Genomic DNA, 25,667 nt, shown 5'->3' with positions numbered 1-25,667 from the left:
CTCATGAGCATCCACACCGACGATTTCGCAGCACCGCCTGCAAGCACCCATGCCCGCGTAATTTCGGCGGGGGCCGCATCGCCACAGGAGGAGGCTCTGGAGCGCGCGCTGCGCCCCAAGCTGCTCGATGAATACGTGGGCCAGGCCAAGGCGCGCGAGCAGCTCGAGATCTTCATCGGCGCGGCCAGGAAGCGCGGCGAGGCGCTGGACCACGTGCTGCTCTTCGGCCCGCCGGGCCTGGGCAAGACGACGCTCAGCCACATCATCGCCACCGAGCTCGGCGTGCAGCTGCGCCAGACCAGCGGCCCCGTGCTGGAAAAGCCCAAGGACTTGGCGGCGCTGCTTACCAACCTCGAAAAGAACGACGTTCTGTTCATCGACGAGATCCATCGCCTCTCGCCGGTGGTCGAGGAAATCCTCTACCCGGCGCTGGAGGACTACCAGATCGACATCATGATCGGCGAGGGGCCGGCGGCGCGCTCGATCAAGCTCGACCTGCAGCCCTTCACGCTGGTGGGCGCCACCACGCGCGCGGGCATGCTCACCAATCCGCTGCGCGACCGCTTCGGCATCGTCGCGCGGCTGGAGTTCTACACGCCGCAGGAGCTGACGCTGATCGTCACGCGCTCCAGCGGCCTGATGAACGCGCCGATAGACCCCGACGCCAGCCACGAGATCGCCCGGCGCTCGCGCGGCACGCCACGCATCGCCAACCGCCTCTTGCGCCGCGTGCGCGACTACGCCGACGTGAAGGGGGACGGGCGCATCACGCTCGACATCGCGCGCCGCGCGCTGGCCATGCTCGACGTCGATCCGCAGGGCTTTGACGTGATGGACCGCAAGCTGCTCGAAGCCGTGGTGCAGCGCTTTGATGGCGGGCCGGTGGGGCTGGACACCATTGCGGCCAACATCGGCGAGGAAGCCGGCACCATCGAAGACGTGATCGAGCCCTACCTGATCCAGCAGGGCTTTTTGCAGCGCACACCGCGCGGGCGGGTGGCCACGCTCGCAGCCTGGCGGCATCTGGGGTTGCAGGCGCCTGGCGCTGCGGACGGCCTCTTCCCTGAATGAACCGGCACGCAAAAACCACGCTGAAACACCGGACAAGCAATCCCGGCACACACCCCACTTTCTGCTAGCATCTTTTAGCCCACCGCCGACCTTCTTCGTGGCCGACTGCGTGAGCCGATCCACCCCACCAGGAGCCAAAAAATGAATCTCTTTGCACGCACATGGACGGAGCTCGCCTGCGCCGCCGGTCTGGCATGGAGCGCTGCCGCCATGGCCGCGCCCACGCAGGTGAACATCGGCATCGTCACCGCGCCCTCCTTCGTGCACACGCTGTCGGCGCAAAAATTCAAGGAAGTGCTCGACAAGGAGCTGCCCGGCAAATACGACGTGATCATTCACCACTCCGGCGCTCTGGGCAGCGAGACCCAGGTGCTGCAGCAGCTGCAGCTGGGCACGGTGCAGATGTGCGTGTGCACCACCGGGCCGGTCGAGGCCTTCGTGCCCGAGGTCAAGGCGATCGAGATGCCCTTCCTCTTCAGCTCCTACGAGCAGACCGACAAAGTGCTCGATGGCCCGATCGGGCAAGACCTGCTCAAGCGCTTTGGCAATGCAGGCATGGTGGGCATGCATTTCCTCGACAACGGCTTTCGCAATCTCACCAACTCCAAGCACGCGGTCAAGGAGCCGGCCGACGTCAAGGGCCTGAAGATCCGCACCATGGAATCGCCCACGCACCTGGCGATCTGGCGCGGCATAGGAGCCAACCCCACGCCCATGGCCTGGCCCATCACCACGCAGCTGCAGCAGGGCGTGCTGGACGGGCAGGAGAACCCGATCTCGGTGATCTCGGCGGCCAAGTTGAGCGAAGTGGGGCAAAAGTACCTGACGCTGACGCGCCACGTCTATTCCGCGCTGGTGTTCGTCGGCAGCAAACCCTTCTTCGACAAACTGCCCGCGGCCGACCAGAAGGCCTTCATGGACGCCGCCGCGCAGGCCTCGGCGTTCGGGCGCAACCACGTGCGCAGCAACGAAGCCAAGGAGCTCGCCGCGCTGCAAGCCGCTGGCGTGCAGGTCGTCACCAACCCCGACTACGCCGCCTTCCGTGCCAAGACCGAACCGGTGTACGCGTCGCTGACTGGCGACACCAAGAAGATCGTCGAAGAAATCCGCAAGAGCGAAAAGTGAGCCATCGGCCCCAAGCCACTGCCGTTCACGCATGACGCTGCACCAGCTGCTGGGTGCCGCCAGCGACCGCGTGAACCGCGTCGTTGAGTGGGCGCTGCTCGCCATAGGCGTGGCGTTCTCGCTGATCCTGTTCGCGCAGGTCGTGGCGCGCTACATGGGCAACTCGCTGAGCTGGTCCGAGGAAGTCGGGCGCTACTTGCTGGTGGCCACCAGCTTTCTCGGGGCCACGGTGGCCTACAAGCGTGCCGAGTTCATCGGGCTGGCGGGCCTGGGCGCGAAGTTCGGCCCGCAGGTGGAGCATGCAATCACGCGGCTGCTGCAACTGCTGACCCTCGCCTGCTTTGGCCTCATCACCTGGTTTGGCGTGGGCTACACGCTCAAGGCCTGGGATCAGACGTCTTCAGCAGTGCAAATGCCGATGTCGCTGCCGATTTCGGTGCTGCCGATCTCGGCGGCCATCTTTTTGCTGCATGTGCTGGTGGACCTGACCGGCCCGGTCAAGAGCGGCGGCACACCATGATCATCATCCTGCTGTTCGGGCTGATGTTTTTCCTGATGGCGCTGGGCCTGCCCGTGGCGCTCAGCATAGGCCTGCCCGCCATCGGGCTCATCATCACACCCGGCGTGTTCCCGGACACGGTGACGCTGGCCGCGCTCGGGCAGACGGTGGTGCAGCAGCTTTTTTCGGGCGTCGATTCGTTTGATCTGCTGGCGGTGCCGCTGTTCATGATCGCGGGCTCCATCATGGAAGTGGGCGGCATCTCGCGGCGCCTGATCGACTTTTGCAACAGCCTGGTGGGCTGGGCACCCGGGGGGCTGGCGGCGGCGGCGATTGGCGCTTCCATCATCATCGCGGGTATCTCGGGCTCGGCTGCGGCCGACACCGCCGCCATCGGCGCGGTGGTGATTCCCACGATGATCCGCCAGGGCTATCCGCCGGCGTTTGCCGCTGCCGTGGTGGCCGCAGGCGGCGCGATCGGCATCATCATTCCGCCCTCGATCCCGATGATTCTGTTCGGGTTCATGACCAACATCTCCACCTCGCAGCTGTTTGCCGGCGGTCTTCTGGTGGGCGGCCTGCTCGGGCTGTCGTTCATGGTGGTGGCCATCTTCATCTCCTGGCGCAAGGGCTATGGCTTGCGCCAGCCCTTCACCTGGGCGCAGGTCGGTGCCACCGGGCGCGCGGCGCTGTGGTCCATGGGCGCGCCGGTGATCGTGCTGGGCGGCATTCTGGGCGGCATCGTCACCGTGACCGAAGGCGCGGCGCTGGCGGTGTTCTACGCGCTGCTGGTCGGCACGGTGATCAACAAGGAGCTGGCCTGGCGCGAACTGCCGCAGCTCATCATCCGCTCGCAGGTGGTGGCAGGCGGCATCCTCTTTATCATCGCCATGGCCAAGGTGTTCGGCTGGCTGCTGGCGATGCAGCAAAGCGCGCAACTCCTGAACACCTTCGTCAATTCGCTGGCGCTGCCGCCGGTGGGCCTGCTGCTGCTGGTGATGGTGCTCTTGCTCATCATCGGCTGCGTGATGGAAACCACCGCCGCGCTGCTGCTCGTCGTCCCGGTGCTGGCGCTGCTCACGCCGCAGATGCAGATCGACCCGGTGCAGTTCGGCGTGCTGGTGGTGGTCAACCTCGCCATCGGCATGCTCACGCCGCCGGTGGGCATCTGTCTGTTCGTCAGTTGCGGCATCGCGCAGGTGTCGCTCGGGCGCGTGTCGCGGGCGATTGCGCCGCTGGTACTGGTGGCGATGATCGACCTACTCATCGCCGCGCTCTGGCCGCCGCTGACCATGTGGCTGCCGACACTGCTCTACCGCTGAGCCCGGCACTCTCACGCCCCCCTGCGACCGATGGTGGGCGCGTGCGCGGGCGGTGGCCCGGTGTAAATATCGGGATAGGTTTCGAAACTCTGCTTGATCAGTTCGCGCAGCCAGACCAAACCGGGCTCACGATGAAACAGCGGGTGCCAGTACTGGTTGATCGCGAACGTGGGCAACTCCAGCGGCGGCTCGAGCATGCGCACGATGCCCAGGCGTGCAAACACATTGCCCAACTCCAGCGGCACGGTGGCGATCAGCTCGGGGTTTTGTTCCAACAGCAGCGGCACCATCAGGAAATGGGGCGTGCGCAGCACGACGGTGCGCCGGATGCCCGTGTCTTCCAGCACCTTGTCGTAGGCCACCGGCTCGCGTCCCGTCAGGGTGACCACGATCTGGGGTGTCTGCTCGAACTGTTCCAGGCTGATCCGCCGCCCCCATCGGGTGTTGTCCGCATGGGCAATCGTCACGAAGCTGTGCATGAACAGGCGCTGCTTGTACAAGCCATCCGGCGCTGTCCGGTAGGAGCCTATGGCCAGGTCGGCGCTGCCGCTGGCCAGCAGTTGCTCGATCTGTTCTGCAGGCACCTGCAGGGTTCGTAACGAGCACTGTGGCGCCTCCAGGCGCAAGCGCCTGAGCAAGGTAGGCAGAAAGACCAGTTCCCCCATGTCGGTGATGCACAGCACAAACTCGCGCTGCGCGGACTGGGGCTGAAACACGGCCTGCATCCGGATGCGTTGGCGCACCGTGGACATGACATCGAACACGGCGGGCTGCAGCGATTCGGCCTTTGGGGTCGGCACCATCGCATTACCCGACTTGACGAACAACGGGTCATCAAAAAATTCACGCAAGCGATTGAGTGCGTGGCTCGCTGCGCTTTGCGTCATGTCCAGACTGCGCGCCGCACGCGTCACGCTGCGTTCGGAAAGCATGGCCTCCAGCACGCGCAGCAGATTCAGATCGAAAGCATCCATATGAATTTCATTCATTGTGCATATGAGAACAATGATATTGCTGCATTCATGAAGAATCCATACATTCCATGTGCCTATTCATCAGGAGATCGCCATGTGGCTTCGCAATTGCTGGTACGTCATCGCCTGGGACCATGAGATCCCGGCGGCCACCGAAGGCACGCTGTTCTCCCGCAAAGTGCTTGGCGAGCCCATCCTCGTCTACCGCACGGCGGACGGGAAATTCGCCGCACTCGAAGACCGTTGCTGCCATCGCCATGCACCGCTGTCCATCGGGCGGCGCGAAGGCGACGCCGTGCGCTGCGGCTACCACGGGATGAAGTTCAATACCGCTGGTCAATGCATCGATTTGCCCGGCATGGAGCGCATTCCGCCCAAGGCGCAGGTCAAGTCCTACCCGGTCGTCTGCAAGAACAACTGGGTTTTCGTCTGGATGGGAGACCCGGCCTTGGCCGATGAGAAAAAGCTGCCGGACAATTTCTCATGCGATCACCCGGACTGGGTCAACGTGCCGGGCTATATGCACTACGACACGCCTTACCTGCTGATCTGCGACAACCTGCTGGACTTTTCGCACCTGAGCTACGTGCACGAAAAGACGCTGGGAGGCTCCACCGCAATTGCCCAGGCCAGACCCAAGATCGAAACCATCGATGCCGACGGCCAGCGCGGCATCAAGGTCACGCGCCATGTGCACGATGTGCCGGCACCACCGTACTACCAGCGCTTTCGCAGGTTCGACTCCCACCTGGATCGCTGGTTCATCTACGATTTTCTTTTCCCAGGAACGCTGTTGATGCAATCCGGCGGGCGGCCCGTCACCGATGCACCGGACGATCTCAGCCATGCGGTTCAACTGCACAGCTGCCAGACGCTGACGCCCGAGACAGAAACCTCGACACACTACTTTTTCCAGCAGTCGCATCGCCACGGCGAAGGCGATTCGACGATGAAGAACTCGATGTATCGCACGCTGCTGGAGGCGTTCAACGAAGACTGCCGCATGATTACCGCGCAGTACAAAAACCTTGCGCCTGGGGCAGAAGAACACATGCTGCCCTTGCACTTCGATGCCGCGCTGATCCGGTTCCGCCAGATGCTCGCGGACGCCGTCGCAGCGGAACGGGCGGGCGCAACCGAAGGCGCCAGCGCTTCCTCTTGATCACCACCGAACCCTGACACCGGAGACAAGCTTCATGAAATTTCCCCTGATCGCACAGGTTGCGGCACTGCTTCTGACCGGCGCGGTGATGTCTGCACGGGCCGACATCAATGTCGGCGTGACGCTCTCCCTGACCGGGCCCGGCGCGTCCCTCGGCATCCCCAGCCACAACGCGGTCAAACTGTTTCCCAGGGACATCAACGGCGAGAAGATCAATTACGTGGTGCTCGACGATGCCTCTGACCCATCCACTGCACTGCGCAACCTGCAAAAACTCTCCGACGACAACCGGGCGGACGTGATCATCGGCTCCAGCATCACGCCTGCGACACTGGCCATGGTGGACGCGGCTGGCGAACGCAAGCTGCCTCTGCTGAGCCTGGCGGCCAGCGCACGCATCGTGCTGCCGCAAGACGCCAACCGGCGCTGGGTCTTCAAAGCCATTTCCAACGAAAGCCTGGTGGCTGCCGTCACGGTCGACAACATGCTGGCCAACAAGGTCAAGACGCTGGGTTTCATCGGCTTCTCGGACCCCTATGGCGAATCCTGGCTCAATGAAATCAAGGCCGCCGCGGAGCCAGCGGGCATCAAGATCGTGGCCGTCGAGCGCTATGCGCGCAACGACACCAGCGTGATCGGTCAGGCCGTCAAGCTGCTCTCGGCCAAGCCGGACGCGATCATGATCGCCGGCGCCGGCACCCCCGCCGCACTGCCGCAAAAAACCCTGGTCGAGCGCGGCTACAAAGGTCCCATTTACCAGACCTACGGCATCGCCAACAACGATTTCCTCAAGGTCGCCGGCAAGGATGCGGAAGGTGCCGTGTTTGCCGCCGGTGGCGTGGTGGTGGCGGACCAGCTGGATCCCTCCAACCCCACGCGCCCGATTGCGCTGGGCGAAATCCAGGCGTACGAGAACGCCTACGGCAAAGGCTCGATGAACATCTTCGCAGCCAATACCATAGACACCAACCTGCTGCTGCGCAAAGCCCTGCCTGCAGCACTGGCCAAGGCCAAACCAGGCACCGCGGAGTTTCGCGCCGCGTTGCGTGATGCGCTCGAGCAGGTGCGCGAGCTCGTCACCACGCAGGGCATCATCAACATGACACCCGAGGACCATGTCGGCTACGACAAACGTGCGGTCGTCGCCATTCAGGTGAAGAACGGCGCATGGCGCTATGTGAAGTAAAACCCCGAGTCACCCCATGAAGGACATGGGCTCATCGCCGTACTTGACGGCGTGGGTGTTGCGTCTGATCATCATTGACTTTGCTGAGCAACATGACACATCGGGAATTCCAACCAGTGCATTGGTTTGAAACAGGCATTTGCATTGAATGAATTCGTAACGTTTTTTAAATTGGAGACCATTGATGATCAAACTCAAAAAAATAGCCCTTGGATGCATTGCCACTCTTGCATTCGGAATCTCGCACGCCGATATCAATGTCGGGGTGATCCTGTCCTTGACAGGCCCCGCGGCTTCACTTGGGATACCAGCGCAACAGACCGTTGAAATGTGGCCTCAGACGATTGGCAATCAAAAGGTCAACGTCACCGTATTGGACGATGCCTCCGACCCGACTGCAGCGACACTGGCCGCGCGCAAGCTCGTGACCAAGAACAATGTCGACATCCTGATTGGCCCATCGATTACCGCGACGGCACTTGCCGTGCTGGAAGTGGCCGGTGAAACCAAGACGCCCATGATCACGCTCTCGGGCGGCGGTGCCGTCATCAATCCCCAGGAAGGGCCCAAAAAATGGGCCTACAAATTGCCGCCTTCGGAAGAAATCCAGTTGAATGTCATATTCAACCGGATGAAAAAGCGCGGGGAGAAAACGCTCACCATCGTTGCAGCCAAGGACGGGTATGGCCAGGTATTCATCGAAGAAGCCAACAAACTCGCGCCAACCGTTGGAATCGATATCGTCAGCATTGAACGTTTCGCCAGCAACGACACTTCGTTCGTCTCGCAGGCATTGAAAATCATGAGCAAAAAGCCGGATGCAGTCTTTATTGCAGCATCCGGTACGCCAGCGGCAATGCCGCAACTGGAACTGAAGAAAATCGGCTACACCGGCACCCAATACCAAACCCAGGCCGTCGCCAACAACGATTATCTTCGCGTGGGCGGGAAATCGATAGAAGGCACATTCATGTCGGTCTCTCCGATCCTGGTTGCAGAGCAATTGCCGGACAACAATATCGTCAAGCCAGTTGCAGTGAACTATGTCGAGAAAGTGAAAGCCAAATACGGGATCGGCGCGCTCTCGCTGTTTGGTGGTACCGCCTGGGACGCACACCTGCTGCTCAACCACATCATCCCCGTGGCGATGAAATCAGCCGCTCCGGGCACGCCTGAATTCCGCCTGGCATTGCGCGATGCACTGGAAAACGACATCAAGAATCTGGTCTTGGCAGAAGGCGTATACACGATGTCGCACACCAACCACAACGGCGCGGACGGACGCAGCCAGGTTCTGGTTGAAGTCAAGGATGGCAAATGGAAATTTGTCGAATGAAGCGTGGCTGCGCCTGGCTTCCCGTCTCACGACAAGGAGATTGACATGGAAAGAGTACTGACAAAGGACGAAATCGCCGCCTATGAACGCGATGGGGTGATATGCGTCAGAAACATATTGACGCCGGAATGGATCGCCAGGATGACCGGCGTCGTCGATGCGCAGTTGGCAGCACCCAGCCGCTGGGTCAATGATGCCAACCCGAACGCCAGCAAGAACCGATTGTTCACCGACCGATATCTGTGGCGGGAAAACGCGGAAATCAAAAATTTCGTCTTCGAATCCGGGATTGCCGCCATTGCCGGACAGGCGATGCAAAGTTCGGTGGCCCGCTTTTACTTTGATCACATGCTGGTCAAGGAGCCAGACACCACCGCGCCGACACCGTGGCATCAGGATGTGCCGTACTGGCCATTCAAGGGCCGGCAGATTTGTTCGATCTGGGTGGCCCTGACCGATTCGACCGTGGAACAAAGCGCACTGGAATTTGTACGTGGTTCGCACTTGGACAACCACTACTACATGCCGGAACAATTCGGCAAACGCGACAACCACCCCAGCAGCTGGCAGCTCAAAGGCATCGAGGGCGAGCCGGTTCCAGCCATAGAAGCAGACCGAAGCGCCTACGACATCGTCGGCTGGGACATGAAGGCCGGGGATGGCGTATTGTTTTCTGCGTGGACTTTGCATGGCGCCCGTGGCAATAGCTCGTCAAAGCATCGGCGGGCCGCCATCTCCACCCGCTGGCTGGGCGACGATGCGATCTGGTATCCCCATCCCGGATCGGACCCCACGGTGACGCAGGCGGACGTGAGCGTCCAGCCGGGCGAGGCGGCGCACGACGACGACCGCTTCCCGATCGCCTGGAGAAGGTGACTGGAGCGCGGCTGGCCGCGCGCTGCGCACGCCAGCCGCCTACGCTGCAGCTGCCGGCGCCACAACGGGCCCGCTGACAGCCGTCGCGCGCAGCACACCGACGACGATCAGCACCTGCGCCGCGTAGTAGCTGGACAGCACCCACACCTGCGACCAGGGCAGCGGCTGCACGAAGCGGTTGATCGCCAGCAGCGAATCGCTGAGCATGAAGCAGCAGGCACCCAGCGCGACCCAGAGCGTCGGCCGGTCGCGCAGCACCTGCCAGCGCGCCCAGGCCTGGGCCGCCATCAGCGCAATCACCAGCACATAGGCAGCCACTGGCGCACGCAGCTCCGGCGGCAGTCCGCCCTGCCAGAGGAATGCATACATCCCGCCGGCCAGGGTGAGTGTCGCCAGCAGCGCGCCGCGGTGCGCGAACCACGGCGCATCGCGGCGAAACAGCACGATGTAGCACAGGTGGGCCAGCAAAAAGCTCACCAGCCCGGGGATGAAAAACCCGGCCACCATCAGGAACAGATCTCCCGCGAGCGAACCGAGCAGCGCCAGCAGTAGCCATCCAGATGAATGTGAACGAAAATTGCCTTCAGCCCTTGATGGATAAGTGCGAACAGCTACTGCAGCCATAGCAAAAATCATGGCCGCCGGCTTGGCGATGTAATGCCACTCGGCAAGACCAAGCGCCGCGCTTGCCGTCGCCAGCGCACCCGCCTCGATCATCAAGGCCTCCAGCATGGTCAGCCGCCCCTGCATCGCCGCTCCCAGCGCCCATTGGCACACGAGCAGCACGGCAAACCACAGCAGGTTGTCGGCCAGCGGCGCACTGTCGGCATGCCAGAGAAAGACGCTGACACCCGCCAGCAGCAGCACGAACTGCGCACCCGCAAACCACCGCTGGGCGCGCGTCATCGCAGGATTGAAAAGCGTCATCTGCGCCAGCTCGAATGCCGGTTTGGGGAAGCGCGCCGCCACATCCGCCGGCCGCCAGCCCGGCGGTTTGAGCCACACCAGCAGCTTGTCGCGCCAGCGCCGCGCATGCCAGCTGTCGCGCGCCAGAGTGGCATACACCTGCACATTGGCCCACAGCGGGTCCCAGCTGGCGAGCAGCCCGCGCGTGCCGTAGACGCAGGGTTCGCGATCGTCTTCCTCGACAAAGGTACCGAAGAGCCTGTCCCAGACGATAAGAATGCCACCGTAGTTCTTGTCGAGATAGCGATCGTTGACGGCATGGTGCGCGCGGTGGTTGCTCGGGCTGCAGAACCAGCGGTCAAACCAGCCCAGACGCCCGACCTGCTCGGTATGCACCCAGAACTGGTAGAGCAGATCGATGAGGCCGACGACCACGAACACCAGCGGCGGCACGCCCACCAGCGCCATCGGCAGGTAGAACAGCCAGCCCAGCAGCGCGCCCGAGCTGGTCTGGCGCAAGGCGGTGGAAAGGTTGTAGTCCTGACTCTGGTGGTGCACTGCGTGCGCCGCCCAGAGCACCGCCACCTCGTGCCCCATGCGATGCAGCCAGTAATAGCAGAAGTCGTAGAACAGCAGCGCCAGCAGCCAGCCCGGTGCGCTCAGCCAGAATGCATCGTTGCGCCATAGCGCCAGCTGCTGCCACGCCAGCGTGTACAGCCCTACACGCAGCAGCACGGTGAACACCGCGCTGGTCTGGCTCAGCATCCCGAGACTGACGCTGCTGACCGCATCGGCCAGGCGAAACACCACGCGCCCGCGCGCCCGACCCACCGCCCATTCCAGCGCCATCAGCGCGAGGAAGACCGGCGTGACGAGAACGATGATCTGGCTGCCGGACACAGTGCAGAAAATAAATCAAATCATGGCCTGACGCTTGTCCATCAAGCGTCTGCAGCTATCAATGCAGGAATCATCGGGCAGACTTGGCCTTGCGCGCCGGCGCTTTCTTTGCCGCCGTCTTGCCCTGCGCGCCCTGCGGCTTTTTCGCCGCTGCAGCCGCTGCCTTGGGCACCAGCGACGACGCCATCTCTTCCGCCGCCTTGAGCGCGCCGGTGGTCATCTCGCGCGTGGCCTGCAAGGCGGCCTGTTGCGCGCTGGCATCGGTCATGGCCTTGGCGGCGATCTGCTGGAACTGCTGCGTGAGCGCGCCCCACCATTGCAGCGGGTCGACCGTGGGCGCGGCAGCGGCCTCTTTCGGTGGGGCGGCCTCTGGCGCTGGCGCCGGGGCTGCTGGCGCCGCTGCAGGTGCGGCAGCCTTGGCCTCGGGCGCGGCCGCAGGGGCTGCGGCGCCGGTCGCCTTGAAGGCCCCGCCAGCAAGGTCCTTCATCGCCACGTTCATGCCCTGCAGCGTGGCCAGGGTCATGCGCTGCACCTCCAGCGCCTGGATAGTGGCGGCCAGCGCGCGGGCATTTTGTTCAAGCCAGAACTGCACCGTCTTGAGTTCACGAATGCGCTGGTCGATTTCCTCCACGCTCATCGTCGGTGCCACCCAATTGGCCATGGGCGGCATGGCAGGCATGCCGGCAGCCGCACCTTCGGTGAGCTTTTGCAAAAAGTCAAAACCCGGGACGAAGCGCCCGAAGCCGAAGGGGGAAGAATCGCTCATGTTCGCTCCTCGCGGTGAATGAAGGCGCCAGCTTAGCGCGGCGGCGCCTCCAGGTACAGCGCCGCGAGCCGCGCACGTGCGGCAGCGCTCAAACCCAGGCGGCCCTGCAAATAGCCTTGCAGCCCGCCCGGGCCCTGGTCCAGCGCGGCGAGCGCGGATTGCAGGTATTCGGCGCGCACGCCCCAGATCACGTCGTGCACCGCGCGCGTGGTCTCGTCCTGCGCGGGCGGCGGCGGGCGGCGGTAGAGGCGGTTGGTCAGCAGATAGTCCTGCATCACCTGCTCGCGCCCCACGCCCAGGGCCAGCAGCAGCAAGGCGGCCGCGAATCCGGTGCGATCCTTGCCCGCGGTGCAGTGAAACACCAGCGGCGCGTCGTCGGCCAGCAGCTGCTCGAAAAACTGCGCAAACTGCGGCGCGTCATCGGTGACAAAGCCTTGGTAGGTTTCACGCATGAGCTGCTCGGCCAGCGCCACACCGAAGCGCTCGCCGCGCGCCGCCAGCTCGCGGTAGCGGCGTACCACCGTGGGTTCAATCGGCAGGGGAAGCTGGCGCACTCGTGGCAGAGAGTAAGGCTGCGCGGCGCGCTCTTCCTGGCCGCGAAAATCCACCGTGCGGGCCAAGCCCAGGCTGGCCAATGCGTGCGTGTCCGCCGGCGTCAGGGCCGACAGCTGGTCCGAGCGGAACAGCCGGCGCCAGCGCACCCGCATGCCGTTGCCGGCCGCATAGCCGCCCAGGTCACGAAAATTGCTGGCCCCCGCCAGCGGCACCGCACGCATTGCATCATCCATGCTGCAACTGTATGCGAACGCCGCCCGCTGCCGGGCGCCGGCGCCCGGGGGATGAGGCGGCCTCAAAGCAGCATCACGGCGCGGGCCTGATCACAGCGCCCCACACCCGCGCCTGCAAGGCCTGCGGCAGCTCCAGCGCCAGCGCCTGGTGTTCGCGCTGGTGGTGGTGGTCGAGCACATGGCGCAGCGCATGCGCGGCGTCGATGAGCCAGAGCGCGGCGCGGCGACGCGTAAGCTCGTCCGCCGGCGGATCGGCCAGCACCTGCGCCAGGCGCGTGGCGTATTCGTCCGCCAGCAGCGCGATGCGCTCATGTTCCTGCAGATAGACCCTGGCAGCCCAGCGCGCCTCCAGGGGCAGATGCGGCAGCAGTTCGCGTTCTTCGACCGCGATATGGGCAGACAGCGCAGTGCGCCAATCTGCCAACCGGGCTGCCGCCTCTGCAAACTCGCCGCCGATCACCGCCAGCAGGTGCGCTTGCAACTGCGCCTCCAGCCGCTCGTGCTCGCGCACGAAAAAGCGCGCCGCGTCCAGCGGCGCAGGTGAGTCAATAGGTGTAGACACCCCGCCCCGTCTTGCGCCCCAGGTGGCCGGCGGCGACGTATTCGCGCAGCAGCGGGCAGGGGCGATATTTGCTGTCGCCAAACTGCTCCAGGTACACCTCCATCACCGCCAGACAGACGTCCAGGCCCACCATGTCGGCCAGCGCCAGCGGGCCGATCGGGTGGTTGCAGCCCAGGCGCATGCCGGCGTCGATGTCCTCGGGCGTGGCCAGGCCCTCGGCCAGCACGAAGAAGGCTTCGTTGATCATCGGCACCAGGATGCGGTTGACGACGAAGCCCGGTGCGTTCTTCACCGTGATCGGGCTCTTGCCCAGGCGCAGCGCCAGGTCCTTGACGGCGTCGTGCGTCGCATCGCTGGTCTGCAAGCCGCGGATGATCTCCACCAGCGCCATCATGGGCACCGGGTTGAAGAAGTGCATGCCGACGAAGCGTTCGGGGCGCTGGGTGACGGCGGCCAGTTGCGTGATCGAGATCGACGAGGTGTTGGTGGCGATCAGGACCTCGGGCGCGAGCAACGCGTCGAGCTGCTTGAGGATCTTGTTCTTGAGCTCGTGGTTCTCGGTCGCGGCCTCGATCACGAGCTCAGCGCCCTTCAAGTCGTCGTAGCTGGTCGAGCCCTTGATGCGCACCAGCGCCGCGGCCTTGTCGGCCTCGGTGATCTTTTCCTTGGCGATCAGGCGGTCCAGGCTCTTGGCGACGGTCGCCAGGCCCTTGTCCACAGCGGCCTGGGCGATGTCGATCATCACGACCTGGATGCCCGAGACGGCGCAGGCCTGCGCGATGCCGTTGCCCATGGTGCCGGCGCCGATGATGCCGACGGTGTTGATGTTCATGGTCTGCTCCACAAGAGTGTTCGATGGGGAAAGCGTGGATGGTAGCCGCGCGCCTGTACGCGCCAGGTTCCGGCCTTCTTGCCTGCGGCTTGGATCACACCCAAAAATTCAAGCAAAAAATGGCTACAGCGCTTTTGTATCAAGCGCTGCAAGCTATCAAATTATGAATCAGCGCCTGAAACGCTGACGCGTGAGCGCCAGCGCTACCCACAGCCCGACGACGGCAAACGCAGCCAGCAGCGCAGACCAACGCCAGGGCTGCGCCGGCCACTGGCCGAGGAACAGCGGGCGCGCCAGCTCCACCGCGGCCGTGAGCGGCAGCCAGTCGGTCACCACGCGTGCGGCCTCGGGCAGTTGCTCGCGCGGGAAGAACACGCCCGAGAGAAACATCATGGGCGAGAGCACCAGCGTGAAGTAGTAGTTGAAGAAATCGTAGCCCGGCGCCTTGGCGTTGAACACCAGCGCCATCGCGGCAAAGGTGATGCCCGACGCGAGCAGGATGGGCACAGCCAACCACATCAGCGGTGCACGGCTGATGTCAAGCAGCCAGATCACGCCCAGGATGATGGTGACGGAAAACAGCGCCTTGAAACCGGCCCAGAGCATCTCGGCCAGCACCACGTCGTCGAGCTGCACGGGGGTGTTGAGGATGCCGTCCCAGGTTTTCTGCACGTGCATGCGCGAGAAGGCCGAGTACAGCGCCTCGAAGCTCGCGGCGTTCATCGCGCTCATGCAGACCGAGCCGCTGGCGAGGAACAGGATGTAGGGCACGTTCTGCCCCAGCGTGGGTACCTGCCCGATCATGCTGCCCAGGCCGTAGCCGAAGGCCACGAGCCAGATCAGCGGCTCGACGATGTTGGCCAGCAGGCTGGGGATGGCGAGCTTGCGCCAGACCAGCCAGTTGCGCAGGAACACCGGCCACCAGCGCACGGAGAGGCGCGGCGGCGCCCAGAGGGAGGGAGCGCTCATGCCAGCCTTTCGCGGATTTGCCCCCTCCCCCTCTGGGGGAGGGAGGGGTGGGGGCCAGCGGTGCCCAACAAGGCTGGCTGTTGCAGTGGAGTGCAAGCCCCCATCCCGGCCTTCCCCCAGAGGGGGAAGGAGTGAATTGCAATGCGCCGGTACATGTCAGCCATCGTCCCTGATCTGGCGCCCGGTGAGCTTCAGGAACAGGTCTTCCAGATTCGCCGGGCGGTGCAGCGTGCGCAGCTGCGGGTGCGCCTGAAGCGCCTGCAAGAGCGCGCGCGCCTGGCGGGTGTAGAAGAACACCGTCTCGCCGCTGGTCTCCACGCGCTCGGCGTGCGCGGTCAGATCCGACTGGGCCAACGGCAGCGCGCCATTGCCATAGACCTCGACCACCTCTGGCTCCAGGTGTTCGGCAATCAGCGCGCGCGGCGACCCTTCGGCGATCTTGCGGCCGTGGTCCATCACCAGCAGGCGCTGGCACAGGCGCTCGGCTTCGTCCATGAAGTGTGTGGTCAGCAAGATGGACTTGCCCTGCGCCAGCAGAAGTTGCAGGCGCTCCCACATCAGGTGGCGCGCCTGCGGGTCCAGGCCGGTGGTGGGCTCGTCCAGCAACAGCAGATCGGGGTTGTTGATGAGCGCACGCGCCAGCGACAGGCGCCGGCGCATGCCGCCCGAGAGCTCGCCCGGCCGTGCGTCGGCCTTGTGCGCCAGCGCCGCAAATTCCAGCAGTTGGGGCACCCGCTCGGCCAGCTCGGCGCGCTGCAAGCCAAAGTAGCGACCAAAAACGAAGAGGTTCTCCGCGCAGGTGAAATCGGGGTCGAGAGAATCGAACTGCGACACCACGCCCAGGCGCGCCTTGATCGCCAGCGCATCGCGCGGCATGGCGAGGGCCGAGCCGACCGCCTCCGCGCCCTCTTGCACGAAGTAGCGAATCTCGCCGCCGTCGGGCGCGGTCAAGCCCAGGCACAGGCGGATGGTGGTGGTCTTGCCCGCGCCGTTGGGGCCGATCACGCCCAGGCATTCGCCCGGCGCGATGGCCAGCGACACGCCATCGACGGCGAGCGCCCCGCCATAGCGCTTGCGCAGGCCGGTGACCTGAAGCAGTGCAGCCATGGCTTACTGAAACGCCACCTCGGCAAAGCTGCGCAGCTTCCTGCTGTGCAGCCGCCCCACGCCGCCGGCCTGCAGCAGCTCGATGGCGCGCATGCCGATGCGCAGGTGCTGATCGACGCGCTCGCGGTAGAAGTGGTTGGCCATGCCGGGCAGCTTGATCTCGCCGTGCAGCGGTTTGTCGGAAACGCACAAGAGCGTGCCATAGGGCACGCGAAAGCGAAAGCCGTTGGCGGCGATGGTCGCGCTCTCCATGTCCAGCGCCACCGCGCGGCTCTGGCTGAAGCGCCGCTGCGGCGTGTTGTCCGGCAGCAGCTCCCAGTTGCGGTTGTCGGTGCTGGCCACGGTGCCGGTGCGCATGATGCGCTTGAGCTGGTCTTCGGGCATCTGCGCCACGTCGGCCACGGCTTGCTGCAACGCCACCTGGATTTCGGCCAGCGCCGGGATCGGTACCCAGATCGGCAACTCCTCATCGAGCACATGGTCTTCGCGCACGTAGGCGTGCGCCAGCACATAGTCGCCCAGCTGCTGGCTGTTGCGCAAGCCCGCGCAGTGCCCCAGCATCAGCCAGGCGTGCGGGCGCAGCACGGCGATGTGGTCGGTGATGGTCTTGGCATTGGCCGGGCCGACGCCGATGTTCACCATGGTGATGCCGCCGTGCCCCTGGCGCACCAAGTGGTAGGCCGGCATCTGCGGCAGGCGCGGCGGCGCGACCCCGAGCGCATCGCCCGGCTCAGCCGCCAGGCCCGTGCGGCGCGTGAGCACATTGCCGGGCTCGACAAAAGCGCTGTAGGGGCTGGCAGCATCCTGCATCGCCGCATGGCCCAGGCGCACGAACTCGTCGATGTAGAACTGGTAGTTGGTGAACAGCACGAAGTTCTGGAAATGCTCGGCCCGCGTACCGGTGTAATGGCGCAGGCGCTGCAACGAATAATCCACGCGCGGCGCCGTGAAGAGCGACAGCGGATGCGCCTCGCCGGCGCGCGGCTGCCAGGTGCCGTTGGCGATGCCGTCGTCCATCGCGGTGAGATCCGGCAGGTCAAACAGGTCGCGCAGCAGCAGGCGCTGCTGATGATCGAGCGTGCCTTCCAGCGGGTCGTCAGCGTCGAGCGCAAAGTAGACCGGAATCGGCTGCGTGCTGGTGCCCACCTCCAGCGCCACTGCGTGGTTGTGCGTCAGCAGTTCGAGCTGCTCCCGGTAATAGTGGGCGAACAGGTCGGGGCGGGTGAGCGTGGTTTCGTAGCGCCCCGGCCCTTGCACAAAGCCGTAGGCCAGGCCGGAGGATGCGCGTGCCACGGTGCTGGTGTGCAGGCGCACGAAGGGATAGAAGGCGCGCACCGGCGCCTCGGGCGTCTCGCCCGCGACAAAGCGCTGCATCGCGTTGCGCAGGTGTGACGTCTGCTGGGTGTAGATGCGCTGGATCTGCGCCAGCGCCTCGGCCGCATCACGGTGGTGCGAGGGAGCGATGAAATCAGGTGTCAAAGGCATGCCGCGATTGTCCACGCAGCCTCGCTCCCCAGCCCGCGATGCGACGCGCGCAAGCAACTATTTCAGCAGCGCACCAGCGTGGCTCAGAGGTTGAGAGTTTTTTGTCCGTGCCCGAAAGGCGCACCAAAACGCACCGGATCGAGGCGCAAAACGCAGCCATAGCTCGGGCTATGGCGAGTATTTGCAACGCGGAGCCGGGGTGTTTTGGGGTGCAAGGCGGGCATGAGTGAAAAGCTCTCAACCTCTCAGTGCGGCAATTGCACCAATTTGCGCAACAGGGCGATCAGCCGCGCGGCATCGCGCGCGCCCAGCGGCTTGACCACTCGGGACTGGTGTTCGAGCGCCAGCCGGGTGTGGCCTTTGGCTACCTCTTTGCCTTTGGCGGTCAGCGTCACCAGCGTCTGGCGCCGGTCAACGGCGGTATCGCTTCTGGCGACCAGCCCCTGGCGCTCCATGCGCTGCACGATCTTGCTCAGCGTCGGCTGCTTGGTCAGCGTGAGCTCGCTCAGGGCGCCAATGGTCTCGCCCGCGCTGCCGGACAGGCTGGCCAGCACGCGCCACTCGGTCACGGACAGGCCGGCGCCTTCCACCGCATGATGAAAAACACCCGAAACGCGATGGCTGGCCTGCGCCAGCAGGAAGGCCAGGTACTCGTCCACGAAGCGCGTCGTCCCGGCATCCGCGGCGGGCACAGCTCCGGACCGCGCAGCCGGGCCTTCGCCACGGCTGGGCAGAGAGGGGTTTGCGGCGGCTTTGGTCACTGTTCAAGCATAGCGCGCAGCGCTGAAATTTCACCCATGAAAGCTAGGGGTTTTCCCGTAATTTTGTATGATTTTTCATGTTTTTTATTGACATTTAAAGCATTCATTTCTACAGTCCGCATTTATCAACCTTCCCGTTGTCGCGCCCATTGCGCAGCGGCGGGCAGGCGCCACTTCCCACAAAGGTCCCCATGTCCGGTCCCTTGCTCCAGGTTTCTGAAATCCGCGCGGAAACGCCGCTGATTCGCCGCATCCGCCTGGTGGCGCCGCAAGGCGGCACCCTCGCGCCGCTGGCTTCGGGCACACATCTGCAATTCATGCTGCCTGGCGTTGCCGATCGGCGCTGCTACTCCATCGTGCAGCTCACGGCCGCCGAGGCGACCGACCCAGCCCCCACCGCCTGGTGGATCGCGGTGCGGCGCGAGGAAGCCAGCCGCGGCGGCTCGGCCTTCATGCACCAGCTCAAGGTCGGCGACACCATCGCCACCAACGAGCCGCGCAACGAGTTCCCGCTGCATGCAGCCACTGCGGGTGAGGCACCGACGGTACTGATCGCCGGCGGCATTGGCGTCACACCGCTGGCCAGCCACGCGGCAGCACTCAAGGCGGCCGGGCGTCCCTTTGCCCTGCACTACAGCAGCCGCAGCCGCGACCAACTGGCGATGGTGGACGAGTTGCAGGCGCTGTGCGGCGACGCACTGCATCTGCATGCCGACGACGATGCGGCGACGCGGCTCGATCTGGCGGTGCTGCTGAAGACCCTCAAGCCCAGCCAGCATCTGTACGTCTGCGGCCCCAAGGGCATGCTCGACGCGGCGATCGCTCTGGCCACGCAACAGGGCTGGCCCAAGGACCATGTCCATGTCGAACTGTTCGTCGAAGCCGGGACGCTGTCGGGCGACCAGCCGTTCGAAGTCGAGCTGCGCCAGTCCGGCAAGGTGTTGCAGGTACCGGCCAACAAGACCATTCTCGAGGTGATGGAAGAGGCTGGTCTTGATCCCATGTTCGATTGCCGCCGCGGCGAATGCGGCGTCTGTCAGGCCACGGTGCTCGAAGGCATTCCGGACCACCGCGATTACGTCCTGAGCGACGAAGAACGCGCCTCAGGCAAACTCATTCAGATTTGCATCTCGCGCGCCAAATCGCCGCGCCTCGTGCTGGATTTGTAGACCCCGCTGCAAGGAGATTCACATGGGCCGATACACCGACAACCCCGCCGCGATCCGCGCACTGGTGCGCGAGGCGGAGGTGCACAAAGACACCTACGTCGATCCCGAGATCTTCGATCTCGAGATGGAGCACCTGTTCGCCAACACCTGGGTCTACGTGGGCCACGCCAGCCAGGTGCCGAACAAGGGCGATTTCTACACCACCACCGTCGGCACCGAGCCGGTGGTGATGGTGCGCCACACCGACGACAGCATCCGCGTGCTCTACAACCGCTGCCCGCACAAGGGCGTCAAGGTGGCGGCCGAGACCTGCGGCAACACCGGCAAGTTCTTCCGCTGCCCCTACCACGCCTGGACCTTCAAGACCGACGGCTCGCTGCTCTCGGTCCCGTTCAAGAAGGGCTACGACAACACCGGCTTCGATTGCTGCGAGGCGAGCGGCGGCATGGCTGCGGTGCAGGCGGTCCATGTGTACCGCGACTTCGTCTTCTGCCGCATGAATCCCGAAGGCATCTCGTTCGAGGACTACTTCGGCCAGTCGCTGTCCACGATCGACTTCATGGTCGATCGCTCGCCCGTGGGCAAGCTCGAGGTCGTTGGCGGCGTGCTGCGCTACATCAACCGTTGCAACTGGAAGATGCTGGTGGACAACCAGACCGACACCACCCACCCCATGGTGGTACATGAATCGTCGGCCGGCACGGCCGCCTCGACCTGGAGCCAGGTACCCGACGGAACGCCCAAACCCATGGCGGTCGAGGTATTCACCCCCTTCGTCAGTTCCTATGAATTTTTCGATGAATCGGGGCTGCGCGTCTGGCCCAATGGCCACGGCCATGACGGCGTGGGCCGCTCCATCCACTCGGACTATTCAGGCATCCCCGGCTACACGGAAGCCATGGTGGCTGCCTATGGCGAGGAGCGCGCCCATGCCATCCTCGGCGAGGCCAGGCACAACACCATCCTGTTCCCCAACCTGACGATGAAGGGCCCCATCCAGACCATGCGGCTGTTCAAGCCGATCGCGGTCGACAAGACCCTGGTGGAATCCTGGACCTTCCGGCTCGTGGGCGCACCCGACAAGCTGCTGGAGCGCACGCTGATGTACAACCGCCTGATCAACGCGCCCACCTCGGTCGTCGCACACGACGACACCGAGGTCTACGAGCGCGCGCAGGAGGCGCTCAAGAGCCGCGGCCGCGACTGGATGAATCTGTACCGCTCGTACGACCCGAAGGAGCCGCGCAACGAGGCGCACTTCGAGACCAACGGCACCAACGAGTTGCAGATGCGCAACCAGATGCGCGCCTGGTCGCATTTCATGACCGTCAGCATGGAGCAAAAAAACCAAGGGAGCGCAGCATGAGCCAGATCACCGACAGCCAACTGATCGACTTCGTCTACCGCGAGGCCGATCTGATCGACACGCAGCAGCTGCACGAGTGGGAAGCGCTGTTCGCCGACGACGGTTACTACTGGATGCCACTGACCCACGGCCAGACCGATCCCATCCTGCAGGGTTCGCTGATGTACGAAGACAAGCTGCTGCTCAAGATCCGCATCGAGCGCTTCTTCGGCAAACGCACCTTCTCGCAGCAGCCGCACACGCGTTGCCACCACCTGCTGCAGGCCCCGCGCGTTGTCGCGCGCGACGACGCGGCCGGGCGCTACACGCTGCGCACCGCGTTCCACTTTGTCGAGACCCGCGTGGACGACCAGCTGTTGCTCGCCGCCTGGGCCACGCACGAGCTGGTGGTGGTCGATGGCCAGTTGCGCATCCGCCTCAAGCGCGTGGATTTGCTCAATTGCGACGCGGCGCTGCCCAACATCCAGTGCTTCATGTGACGAAAGACTGAGATTCCCATGAGCGACGCGATTGCCCGTTTTGCCCCTGCCGAGCGCACCCTGCCCGCCATGCTGGCGCAGCAATGCGCACGCTTTGCCGAACGCACCTTGCTGGTCTGCGGCGAGACGCGCTGGAGCTATGTCCATGCGTTGGGGGTCGCGCAGCGCATGGGCGCGCTGCTCAAGGCACACGGCATTCAGGCGGGCGACCGCGTGGCGCTGATGTGCGGCAACCGGCCCGAGTTCCTCCAGGTGTTCCTCGGCTGCGCCTGGATCGGCGCGATCACCGTGCCGATCAACACCTCGGCGCGCGGTGCCAACCTGCGCCACATCCTGAGCAATTCGGGCGCGCGCCTGTTCATCGGCGAGGGGGCCACGCTGCCCGCTCTGGCCGGCCTGGAAGGTCGCGAAAGCCTGGCACTGCAAGCCGTCTGGAGCGTCGATGGATCAAGCATCGCCAACGCGCAGCCCATGCCCGCACTCGGCGATGCGCTGACCGATCCCGCCGCCATCACGCCCGGCCACACGCTGGCCATCCTCTATACCTCGGGCACTACGGGTCTGTCCAAGGGCGTGTGCTGCCCGCATGCGCAGTATTACTGGTGGAGCCGCTATTCCAGCGAGCTGCTGGGCCTGCGCGATGGCGACGTGCTGCTCACCACACTGCCACTGTTTCACACCAACGCGCTCAACGCCTTCTTTCAGGCGCTGCTCACCGGCTCCACGCTGGTGGCCGAGGCGCGTTTTTCGGCATCAGACTTCTGGGCCGCCCTGGTGCGTCACCAGGCCACGGTCACCTATGTGCTGGGCGCCATGGTGCCCATCCTGCTGTCGAAAGAGTCCACGCCGCAAGATCGAGCGCACCAGGTGCGGATCGCGCTCGCGCCCGCCATTCCCACGCGTTTTCATGATGTCTTCAGCCAGCGCTTCGGCATGGCGCTGCTCGACGGCTACGGCTCGACCGAGAGCAACTTCGTCATCGGTCTTCATGCGGAGCAAAAGCCCGGCAGCATGGGCCGGCTCGTGCCCGGCTTCGAAGCGCGCGTGGCCGATGAATGGGACGAAGAAGTGCCCGACGGTACGTCCGGCGAGCTGCTGCTGCGCGCCACCGAGCCCTTCGCCTTTGCCTCGGGCTACTTCGGCATGCCGGAAAAGACCGTCGAAGCCTGGCGCAATCTGTGGTTTCATACCGGTGACCGCGTGGTGCGTGACGCAGACGGCTTCTACACATTTCTGGATCGGCTCAAGGACGCCATCCGCCGCCGCGGCGAGAACATCTCCTCCTACGAGGTCGAGCAGGTACTGCTCAGCCATCCGGCGGTGGCGCTCGCTGCCGTCTTTCCGGTGCAAAGCGAACTGGCCGAGGACGAAGTCATGGCCGCCATCGTCGCGCGCGAGGGCCAGGTGATTGACCCGGTGGAGTTGATCCGCTATTGCGAGCCGCGCATGGCCTACTTTGCCGTGCCGCGCTTTCTCGAATTCATGACCGAGCTGCCCAGCACCGAAAGCGGCAAGATCCAGAAATTCAAGCTGCGCGAACGCGGCACCACCGCCACCACCTGGGACCGCGAAGCGGCCGGCATCAAGGTCAAGCGCTGACATGGCCCATTTCCTCAAGCGCAAGGGCTACGAAGGCGTGGCCGTCACTGTGCCCGTCACCGTGCCCTATGAGCGCTATTCGACGCGCGGTGCGCACTGGTTCCTGGGCCAGGCGGTGCGCGCACTGGTGCAGCAATCGGGCCTGGCCAAGGAGCAGATCGACGGCCTCACGGTCAGCAGCTTCTCGCTCGGCCCCGACACCGCCGTCGGCGTCACCCAGCACCTGGGCCTGTCACCGCGCTGGCTCGATCACATCCCCACCGGCGGCGCCTCGGGCGTGATGGCACTGCGCCGCGCAGCGCGCGCGGTGCAGGCGGGGGACGCCGAGGTGGTGGCCTGCGTGGCCGCAGACACCAACCATGTGGACTCGTTCCGCCACACGCTGGGCGCGTTCAGCCATTTTTCACGCGACGCCAGCTACCCCTATGGCGCGGGTGGGCCGAACTCGATGTTCGCCTTCATCACCGCGCACTACATGCGCACCTATGGCGCGAAGCGCGAAGACTTCGGCCGTATCGCAGTGGCGCAACGCAGCAATGCACTGAAGAATCCGAATGCATTGTTCAAAAAGCCACTGAGCCTTGAGGAATACATGGCGGCGCGGCCGGTGTCCGACCCGATCCACCTGTTCGACTGCGTCATGCCCTGCGCCGGTGCCGAGGCCTTTCTCGTGATGTCGCCCGAGCGCGCGCGTGACCTGGGTCTGCCGCATGTGCTGCTGCGCGGCGCGATCGAGCGGCACAACGCCTTCAGCAGCGATCCGGTGATGGTCTGTGGCGGCTGGGCGATGGACCGCGACGACCTGTACGCGCAAGCGGCCGTCAAGCCGCAGGACATTGATGTGCTGCAGACCTACGACGACTACCCGGTGATCGTGATGATGCAGTTTGAAGACTTGGGGTTTTGCGCCAAGGGCGAGGGACCCGCCTTCGTGCGCAGCCACGACCTGACGCATGCGGGCAACTTTCCTCAGAACACCGGCGGCGCGCAACTCTCCTGCGGCCAGGCAGGCGCGGCCGGTGGTTTCATCGGCATGACCGAAACCATTCGCCAGCTCACCGCGCAGGCGGGCGAGCGCGCCGTGAAAAATGCCCGCTATGGCATGGTCGGCGGCTTCGGCATGGTGACTTACGACCGGTGCCTGTGCACCGGCGCGGTGATACTGGAGGCCGCATGACCGAGCCCCTGCAACGCCCGCCGCGCAAGAACCCCATTCTGCGCACGCCGCAGATGAACCTGCCGCCGAGCCAGCGCGGACGCGTGGCGCTGGGTATCACCGCCGGGGCGGCCGAGGGTCGCTTCGTACTGCAGGTATGCGCCGAATGCGGCGCAACCCAATATCCACCGCGCGAAGCCTGCTATCAATGTTTATCCCCAGAACTGCGCTGGCAGGCGCAGGACGGCCAGGGGGAGCTGCTCGCCGAGACCACGCTGTCCCACAGCAATGACCTGTACTTTCGCGAGCGCCTGCCCTGGCGCCTGGGCATGGTGCGCCTGGATGCCGGCCCCAGCGCCATGGTGCATCTGCATGGTGAAGTGGGGCATGCACCGGCACGCGTGCGTGTCGTCACGCGACTGGACCGCTCAGGGCAGGCGGTGCTGATCGCGTTGCCCGAAAAAGGATCCCCGCATATGCACGACGACCCCATGCTGCGCGAGATGGCGTGTGACCCGAAGCTGCGCAAGGTGCTGGTGACCGATGGCAAATCACCCGTCGGCCAGGCCATGGTGCGAGCGCTGATCGCAGCCGGCGCCGAGCATGTCTGGGTGGGCGCTGCCGAGCCGTGGAAGCAACCGCCCGGCTTCGCCGAGCGATCGCAATCGCCACAGGTCACCGTGGTGGCGCTGGACGTGCGCGACGAACGCTCGGTGCAGGAGACGGCCAGCCTGATTGGTGCCAAGGTGGACATCGTCATCAATACTGCCGAGATGCACCGCAGCGGCGGCATCACCCACCGGCGCGGTGTCGACGTGGTGCGCGAGGAGATGGACGTCAACTACCTCGGGCTGCTGCGCCTGGCGCAGGCCTTCGGCCCGGTGCTGCAAAGCCGTGCGGCCGATGGCAGCCTGCATGCCTGCGCCTGGGTCAATTTGCTGTCCATCTTCGCGCTGGCCAACCACCCGCCGGACGGCACCTTCTCGGCCTCCAAGGCTGCCGCGCTGTCGCTGGCGCAATGTCTGCGCGCGGAGATGCGTGGCGCGGGCATACGCGTGGTCAATGTTTTCCCGGGGCCCATCGACGACGAGTGGAACCAGAACCTGCCGCCGCCCAAGCTCGCCCCCAAGGCAGTGGCTACGGCCATCGTCAAGGCCTTGCAGAGCGGTGTCGAAGACGTCTATCCCGGCGACATCGCACAGGACTGGCTGGCGCGCTGGCGCGACAACCCCAAGGTGCTCGAACGCGAGCTGGCCGCCGGAGGCATGTAA

The 25,667-nt window shown here is 64.7% G+C and carries 24 protein-coding genes; 14 read left to right on the top strand and 10 right to left on the bottom strand.

What is annotated here, in order from left to right; genetic code table 11:
- Positions 1 to 3: 3 nt before the first annotated feature.
- The 4 genes from ruvB to ABS45_RS03085 all read left to right on the top strand — a co-directional run bounded on the left by ruvB (position 4) and on the right by ABS45_RS03085 (position 4,017).
- Complete coding sequence (gene ruvB, locus ABS45_RS03100; RefSeq protein ID WP_291552840.1) at positions 4 to 1,071, top strand: Holliday junction branch migration DNA helicase RuvB; 1,068 nt, start codon at positions 4 to 6, stop codon at positions 1,069 to 1,071.
- Positions 1,072 to 1,212: 141 nt separating this feature from the next.
- Positions 1,213 to 2,196 carry a TRAP transporter substrate-binding protein DctP gene (dctP, locus tag ABS45_RS03095; protein ID WP_291552838.1) on the top strand — a complete coding sequence of 328 codons (984 nt, stop codon included), beginning with the start codon at positions 1,213 to 1,215 and terminating at the stop codon, positions 2,194 to 2,196.
- Between the two features lie 31 nt (positions 2,197 to 2,227).
- Positions 2,228 to 2,716, top strand: a complete 489-nt coding sequence (locus ABS45_RS03090) for a TRAP transporter small permease (RefSeq protein WP_291552836.1) — start codon at positions 2,228 to 2,230, stop codon at positions 2,714 to 2,716.
- On the top strand, positions 2,713 to 4,017 hold the full coding sequence (locus ABS45_RS03085; RefSeq protein ID WP_291552833.1) for a TRAP transporter large permease: 1,305 nt from the start codon (positions 2,713 to 2,715) through the stop codon (positions 4,015 to 4,017). The genes ABS45_RS03090 and ABS45_RS03085 overlap by 4 nt, the downstream gene beginning before the upstream one ends.
- An 11-nt stretch (positions 4,018 to 4,028) precedes the next feature.
- On the opposite strand, the gene ABS45_RS03080 is transcribed toward ABS45_RS03085, so the two are convergent.
- Complete coding sequence (locus ABS45_RS03080; protein ID WP_291552832.1) at positions 4,029 to 4,991, bottom strand: LysR family transcriptional regulator; 963 nt, start codon at positions 4,989 to 4,991, stop codon at positions 4,029 to 4,031.
- Between the two features lie 94 nt (positions 4,992 to 5,085).
- Between ABS45_RS03080 and ABS45_RS03075 the strand changes: the two genes are divergently transcribed.
- From ABS45_RS03075 to ABS45_RS03060, 4 genes are all read left to right on the top strand, one after another.
- Positions 5,086 to 6,153, top strand: coding sequence for an aromatic ring-hydroxylating dioxygenase subunit alpha (locus tag ABS45_RS03075; protein WP_291552831.1), 1,068 nt, complete (start codon positions 5,086 to 5,088; stop codon positions 6,151 to 6,153).
- Between the two features lie 34 nt (positions 6,154 to 6,187).
- Positions 6,188 to 7,339, top strand: a complete 1,152-nt coding sequence (locus ABS45_RS03070; RefSeq protein WP_291552829.1) for an ABC transporter substrate-binding protein — start codon at positions 6,188 to 6,190, stop codon at positions 7,337 to 7,339.
- Between the two features lie 184 nt (positions 7,340 to 7,523).
- Positions 7,524 to 8,675 carry an ABC transporter substrate-binding protein gene (locus ABS45_RS03065; protein ID WP_291552827.1) on the top strand — a complete coding sequence of 384 codons (1,152 nt, stop codon included), beginning with the start codon at positions 7,524 to 7,526 and terminating at the stop codon, positions 8,673 to 8,675.
- A gap of 45 nt (positions 8,676 to 8,720) precedes the next feature.
- The gene (locus ABS45_RS03060; protein WP_291552826.1) at positions 8,721 to 9,551 is read left to right on the top strand and encodes a phytanoyl-CoA dioxygenase family protein; all 831 of its coding nucleotides are present in this window, start codon (positions 8,721 to 8,723) and stop codon (positions 9,549 to 9,551) included.
- 39 nt (positions 9,552 to 9,590) lie between these two features.
- Here ABS45_RS03060 and ABS45_RS03055 read toward each other — a convergent pair whose 3' ends face one another.
- The 9 genes from ABS45_RS03055 to ABS45_RS03015 all read right to left on the bottom strand — a co-directional run bounded on the left by ABS45_RS03055 (position 9,591) and on the right by ABS45_RS03015 (position 18,558).
- Complete coding sequence (locus tag ABS45_RS03055; protein ID WP_291552874.1) at positions 9,591 to 11,306, bottom strand: lysoplasmalogenase family protein; 1,716 nt, start codon at positions 11,304 to 11,306, stop codon at positions 9,591 to 9,593.
- 121 nt (positions 11,307 to 11,427) lie between these two features.
- Positions 11,428 to 12,123, bottom strand: coding sequence for a PhaM family polyhydroxyalkanoate granule multifunctional regulatory protein (locus ABS45_RS03050; protein ID WP_291552824.1), 696 nt, complete (start codon positions 12,121 to 12,123; stop codon positions 11,428 to 11,430).
- A 32-nt stretch (positions 12,124 to 12,155) separates the two neighbouring features.
- Complete coding sequence (locus ABS45_RS03045) at positions 12,156 to 12,911, bottom strand: tyrosine-protein phosphatase (protein ID WP_291552822.1); 756 nt, start codon at positions 12,909 to 12,911, stop codon at positions 12,156 to 12,158.
- 73 nt (positions 12,912 to 12,984) lie between these two features.
- Positions 12,985 to 13,473 carry a hypothetical protein gene (locus ABS45_RS03040; protein WP_291552821.1) on the bottom strand — a complete coding sequence of 163 codons (489 nt, stop codon included), beginning with the start codon at positions 13,471 to 13,473 and terminating at the stop codon, positions 12,985 to 12,987.
- Complete coding sequence (locus ABS45_RS03035) at positions 13,457 to 14,305, bottom strand: 3-hydroxybutyryl-CoA dehydrogenase (protein ID WP_291552819.1); 849 nt, start codon at positions 14,303 to 14,305, stop codon at positions 13,457 to 13,459. The genes ABS45_RS03040 and ABS45_RS03035 overlap by 17 nt, the downstream gene beginning before the upstream one ends.
- Before the next feature lie 168 nt (positions 14,306 to 14,473).
- Positions 14,474 to 15,274 (bottom strand): ABC transporter permease, encoded by an 801-nt coding sequence (locus tag ABS45_RS03030; RefSeq protein WP_291552817.1) that lies wholly within the window; start codon positions 15,272 to 15,274, stop codon positions 14,474 to 14,476.
- A 156-nt stretch (positions 15,275 to 15,430) separates the two neighbouring features.
- Positions 15,431 to 16,381 (bottom strand): ATP-binding cassette domain-containing protein, encoded by a 951-nt coding sequence (locus tag ABS45_RS03025; protein ID WP_291552815.1) that lies wholly within the window; start codon positions 16,379 to 16,381, stop codon positions 15,431 to 15,433.
- A 3-nt stretch (positions 16,382 to 16,384) separates the two neighbouring features.
- On the bottom strand, positions 16,385 to 17,866 hold the full coding sequence (locus tag ABS45_RS03020; RefSeq protein ID WP_291552813.1) for an AMP nucleosidase: 1,482 nt from the start codon (positions 17,864 to 17,866) through the stop codon (positions 16,385 to 16,387).
- Between the two features lie 245 nt (positions 17,867 to 18,111).
- Complete coding sequence (locus tag ABS45_RS03015) at positions 18,112 to 18,558, bottom strand: MarR family winged helix-turn-helix transcriptional regulator (RefSeq protein ID WP_291552811.1); 447 nt, start codon at positions 18,556 to 18,558, stop codon at positions 18,112 to 18,114.
- Positions 18,559 to 18,818: 260 nt separating this feature from the next.
- On the opposite strand from ABS45_RS03015, the gene ABS45_RS03010 reads away from it, so the two are divergent.
- Genes ABS45_RS03010 through ABS45_RS02985 form a run of 6 tightly spaced genes read left to right on the top strand, consistent with a single transcriptional unit; the run spans position 18,819 to position 25,667 of the window.
- A complete protein-coding gene (locus ABS45_RS03010; protein ID WP_291552809.1) occupies positions 18,819 to 19,796 on the top strand; it encodes a PDR/VanB family oxidoreductase in 978 nt (325 codons plus the stop codon).
- Between the two features lie 22 nt (positions 19,797 to 19,818).
- On the top strand, positions 19,819 to 21,162 hold the full coding sequence (locus tag ABS45_RS03005; protein ID WP_291552805.1) for an aromatic ring-hydroxylating dioxygenase subunit alpha: 1,344 nt from the start codon (positions 19,819 to 19,821) through the stop codon (positions 21,160 to 21,162).
- Complete coding sequence (locus ABS45_RS03000; protein WP_291552802.1) at positions 21,159 to 21,641, top strand: aromatic-ring-hydroxylating dioxygenase subunit beta; 483 nt, start codon at positions 21,159 to 21,161, stop codon at positions 21,639 to 21,641. Before ABS45_RS03005 ends, ABS45_RS03000 begins: the two co-directional genes overlap by 4 nt.
- A gap of 18 nt (positions 21,642 to 21,659) precedes the next feature.
- Positions 21,660 to 23,240, top strand: a complete 1,581-nt coding sequence (locus ABS45_RS02995) for an ATP-dependent acyl-CoA ligase (RefSeq protein WP_291552800.1) — start codon at positions 21,660 to 21,662, stop codon at positions 23,238 to 23,240.
- Between the two features lies 1 nt (position 23,241).
- Positions 23,242 to 24,417: a thiolase family protein gene (locus tag ABS45_RS02990; protein ID WP_291552799.1), complete on the top strand. Its 1,176-nt coding sequence runs from the start codon at positions 23,242 to 23,244 to the stop codon at positions 24,415 to 24,417.
- A complete protein-coding gene (locus tag ABS45_RS02985; protein WP_291552797.1) occupies positions 24,414 to 25,667 on the top strand; it encodes an SDR family NAD(P)-dependent oxidoreductase in 1,254 nt (417 codons plus the stop codon). Before ABS45_RS02990 ends, ABS45_RS02985 begins: the two co-directional genes overlap by 4 nt.

Origin of the sequence: Comamonas sp. SCN 65-56 (genome assembly GCF_001724135.1) — a bacterium.
Taxonomy (GTDB): Bacteria; Pseudomonadota; Gammaproteobacteria; order Burkholderiales; family Burkholderiaceae_C; genus Comamonas_C.
The sequence above is the reverse complement of the archived record's forward strand: the minus strand, read 5'-3'. Positions and strand labels throughout refer to the sequence as shown.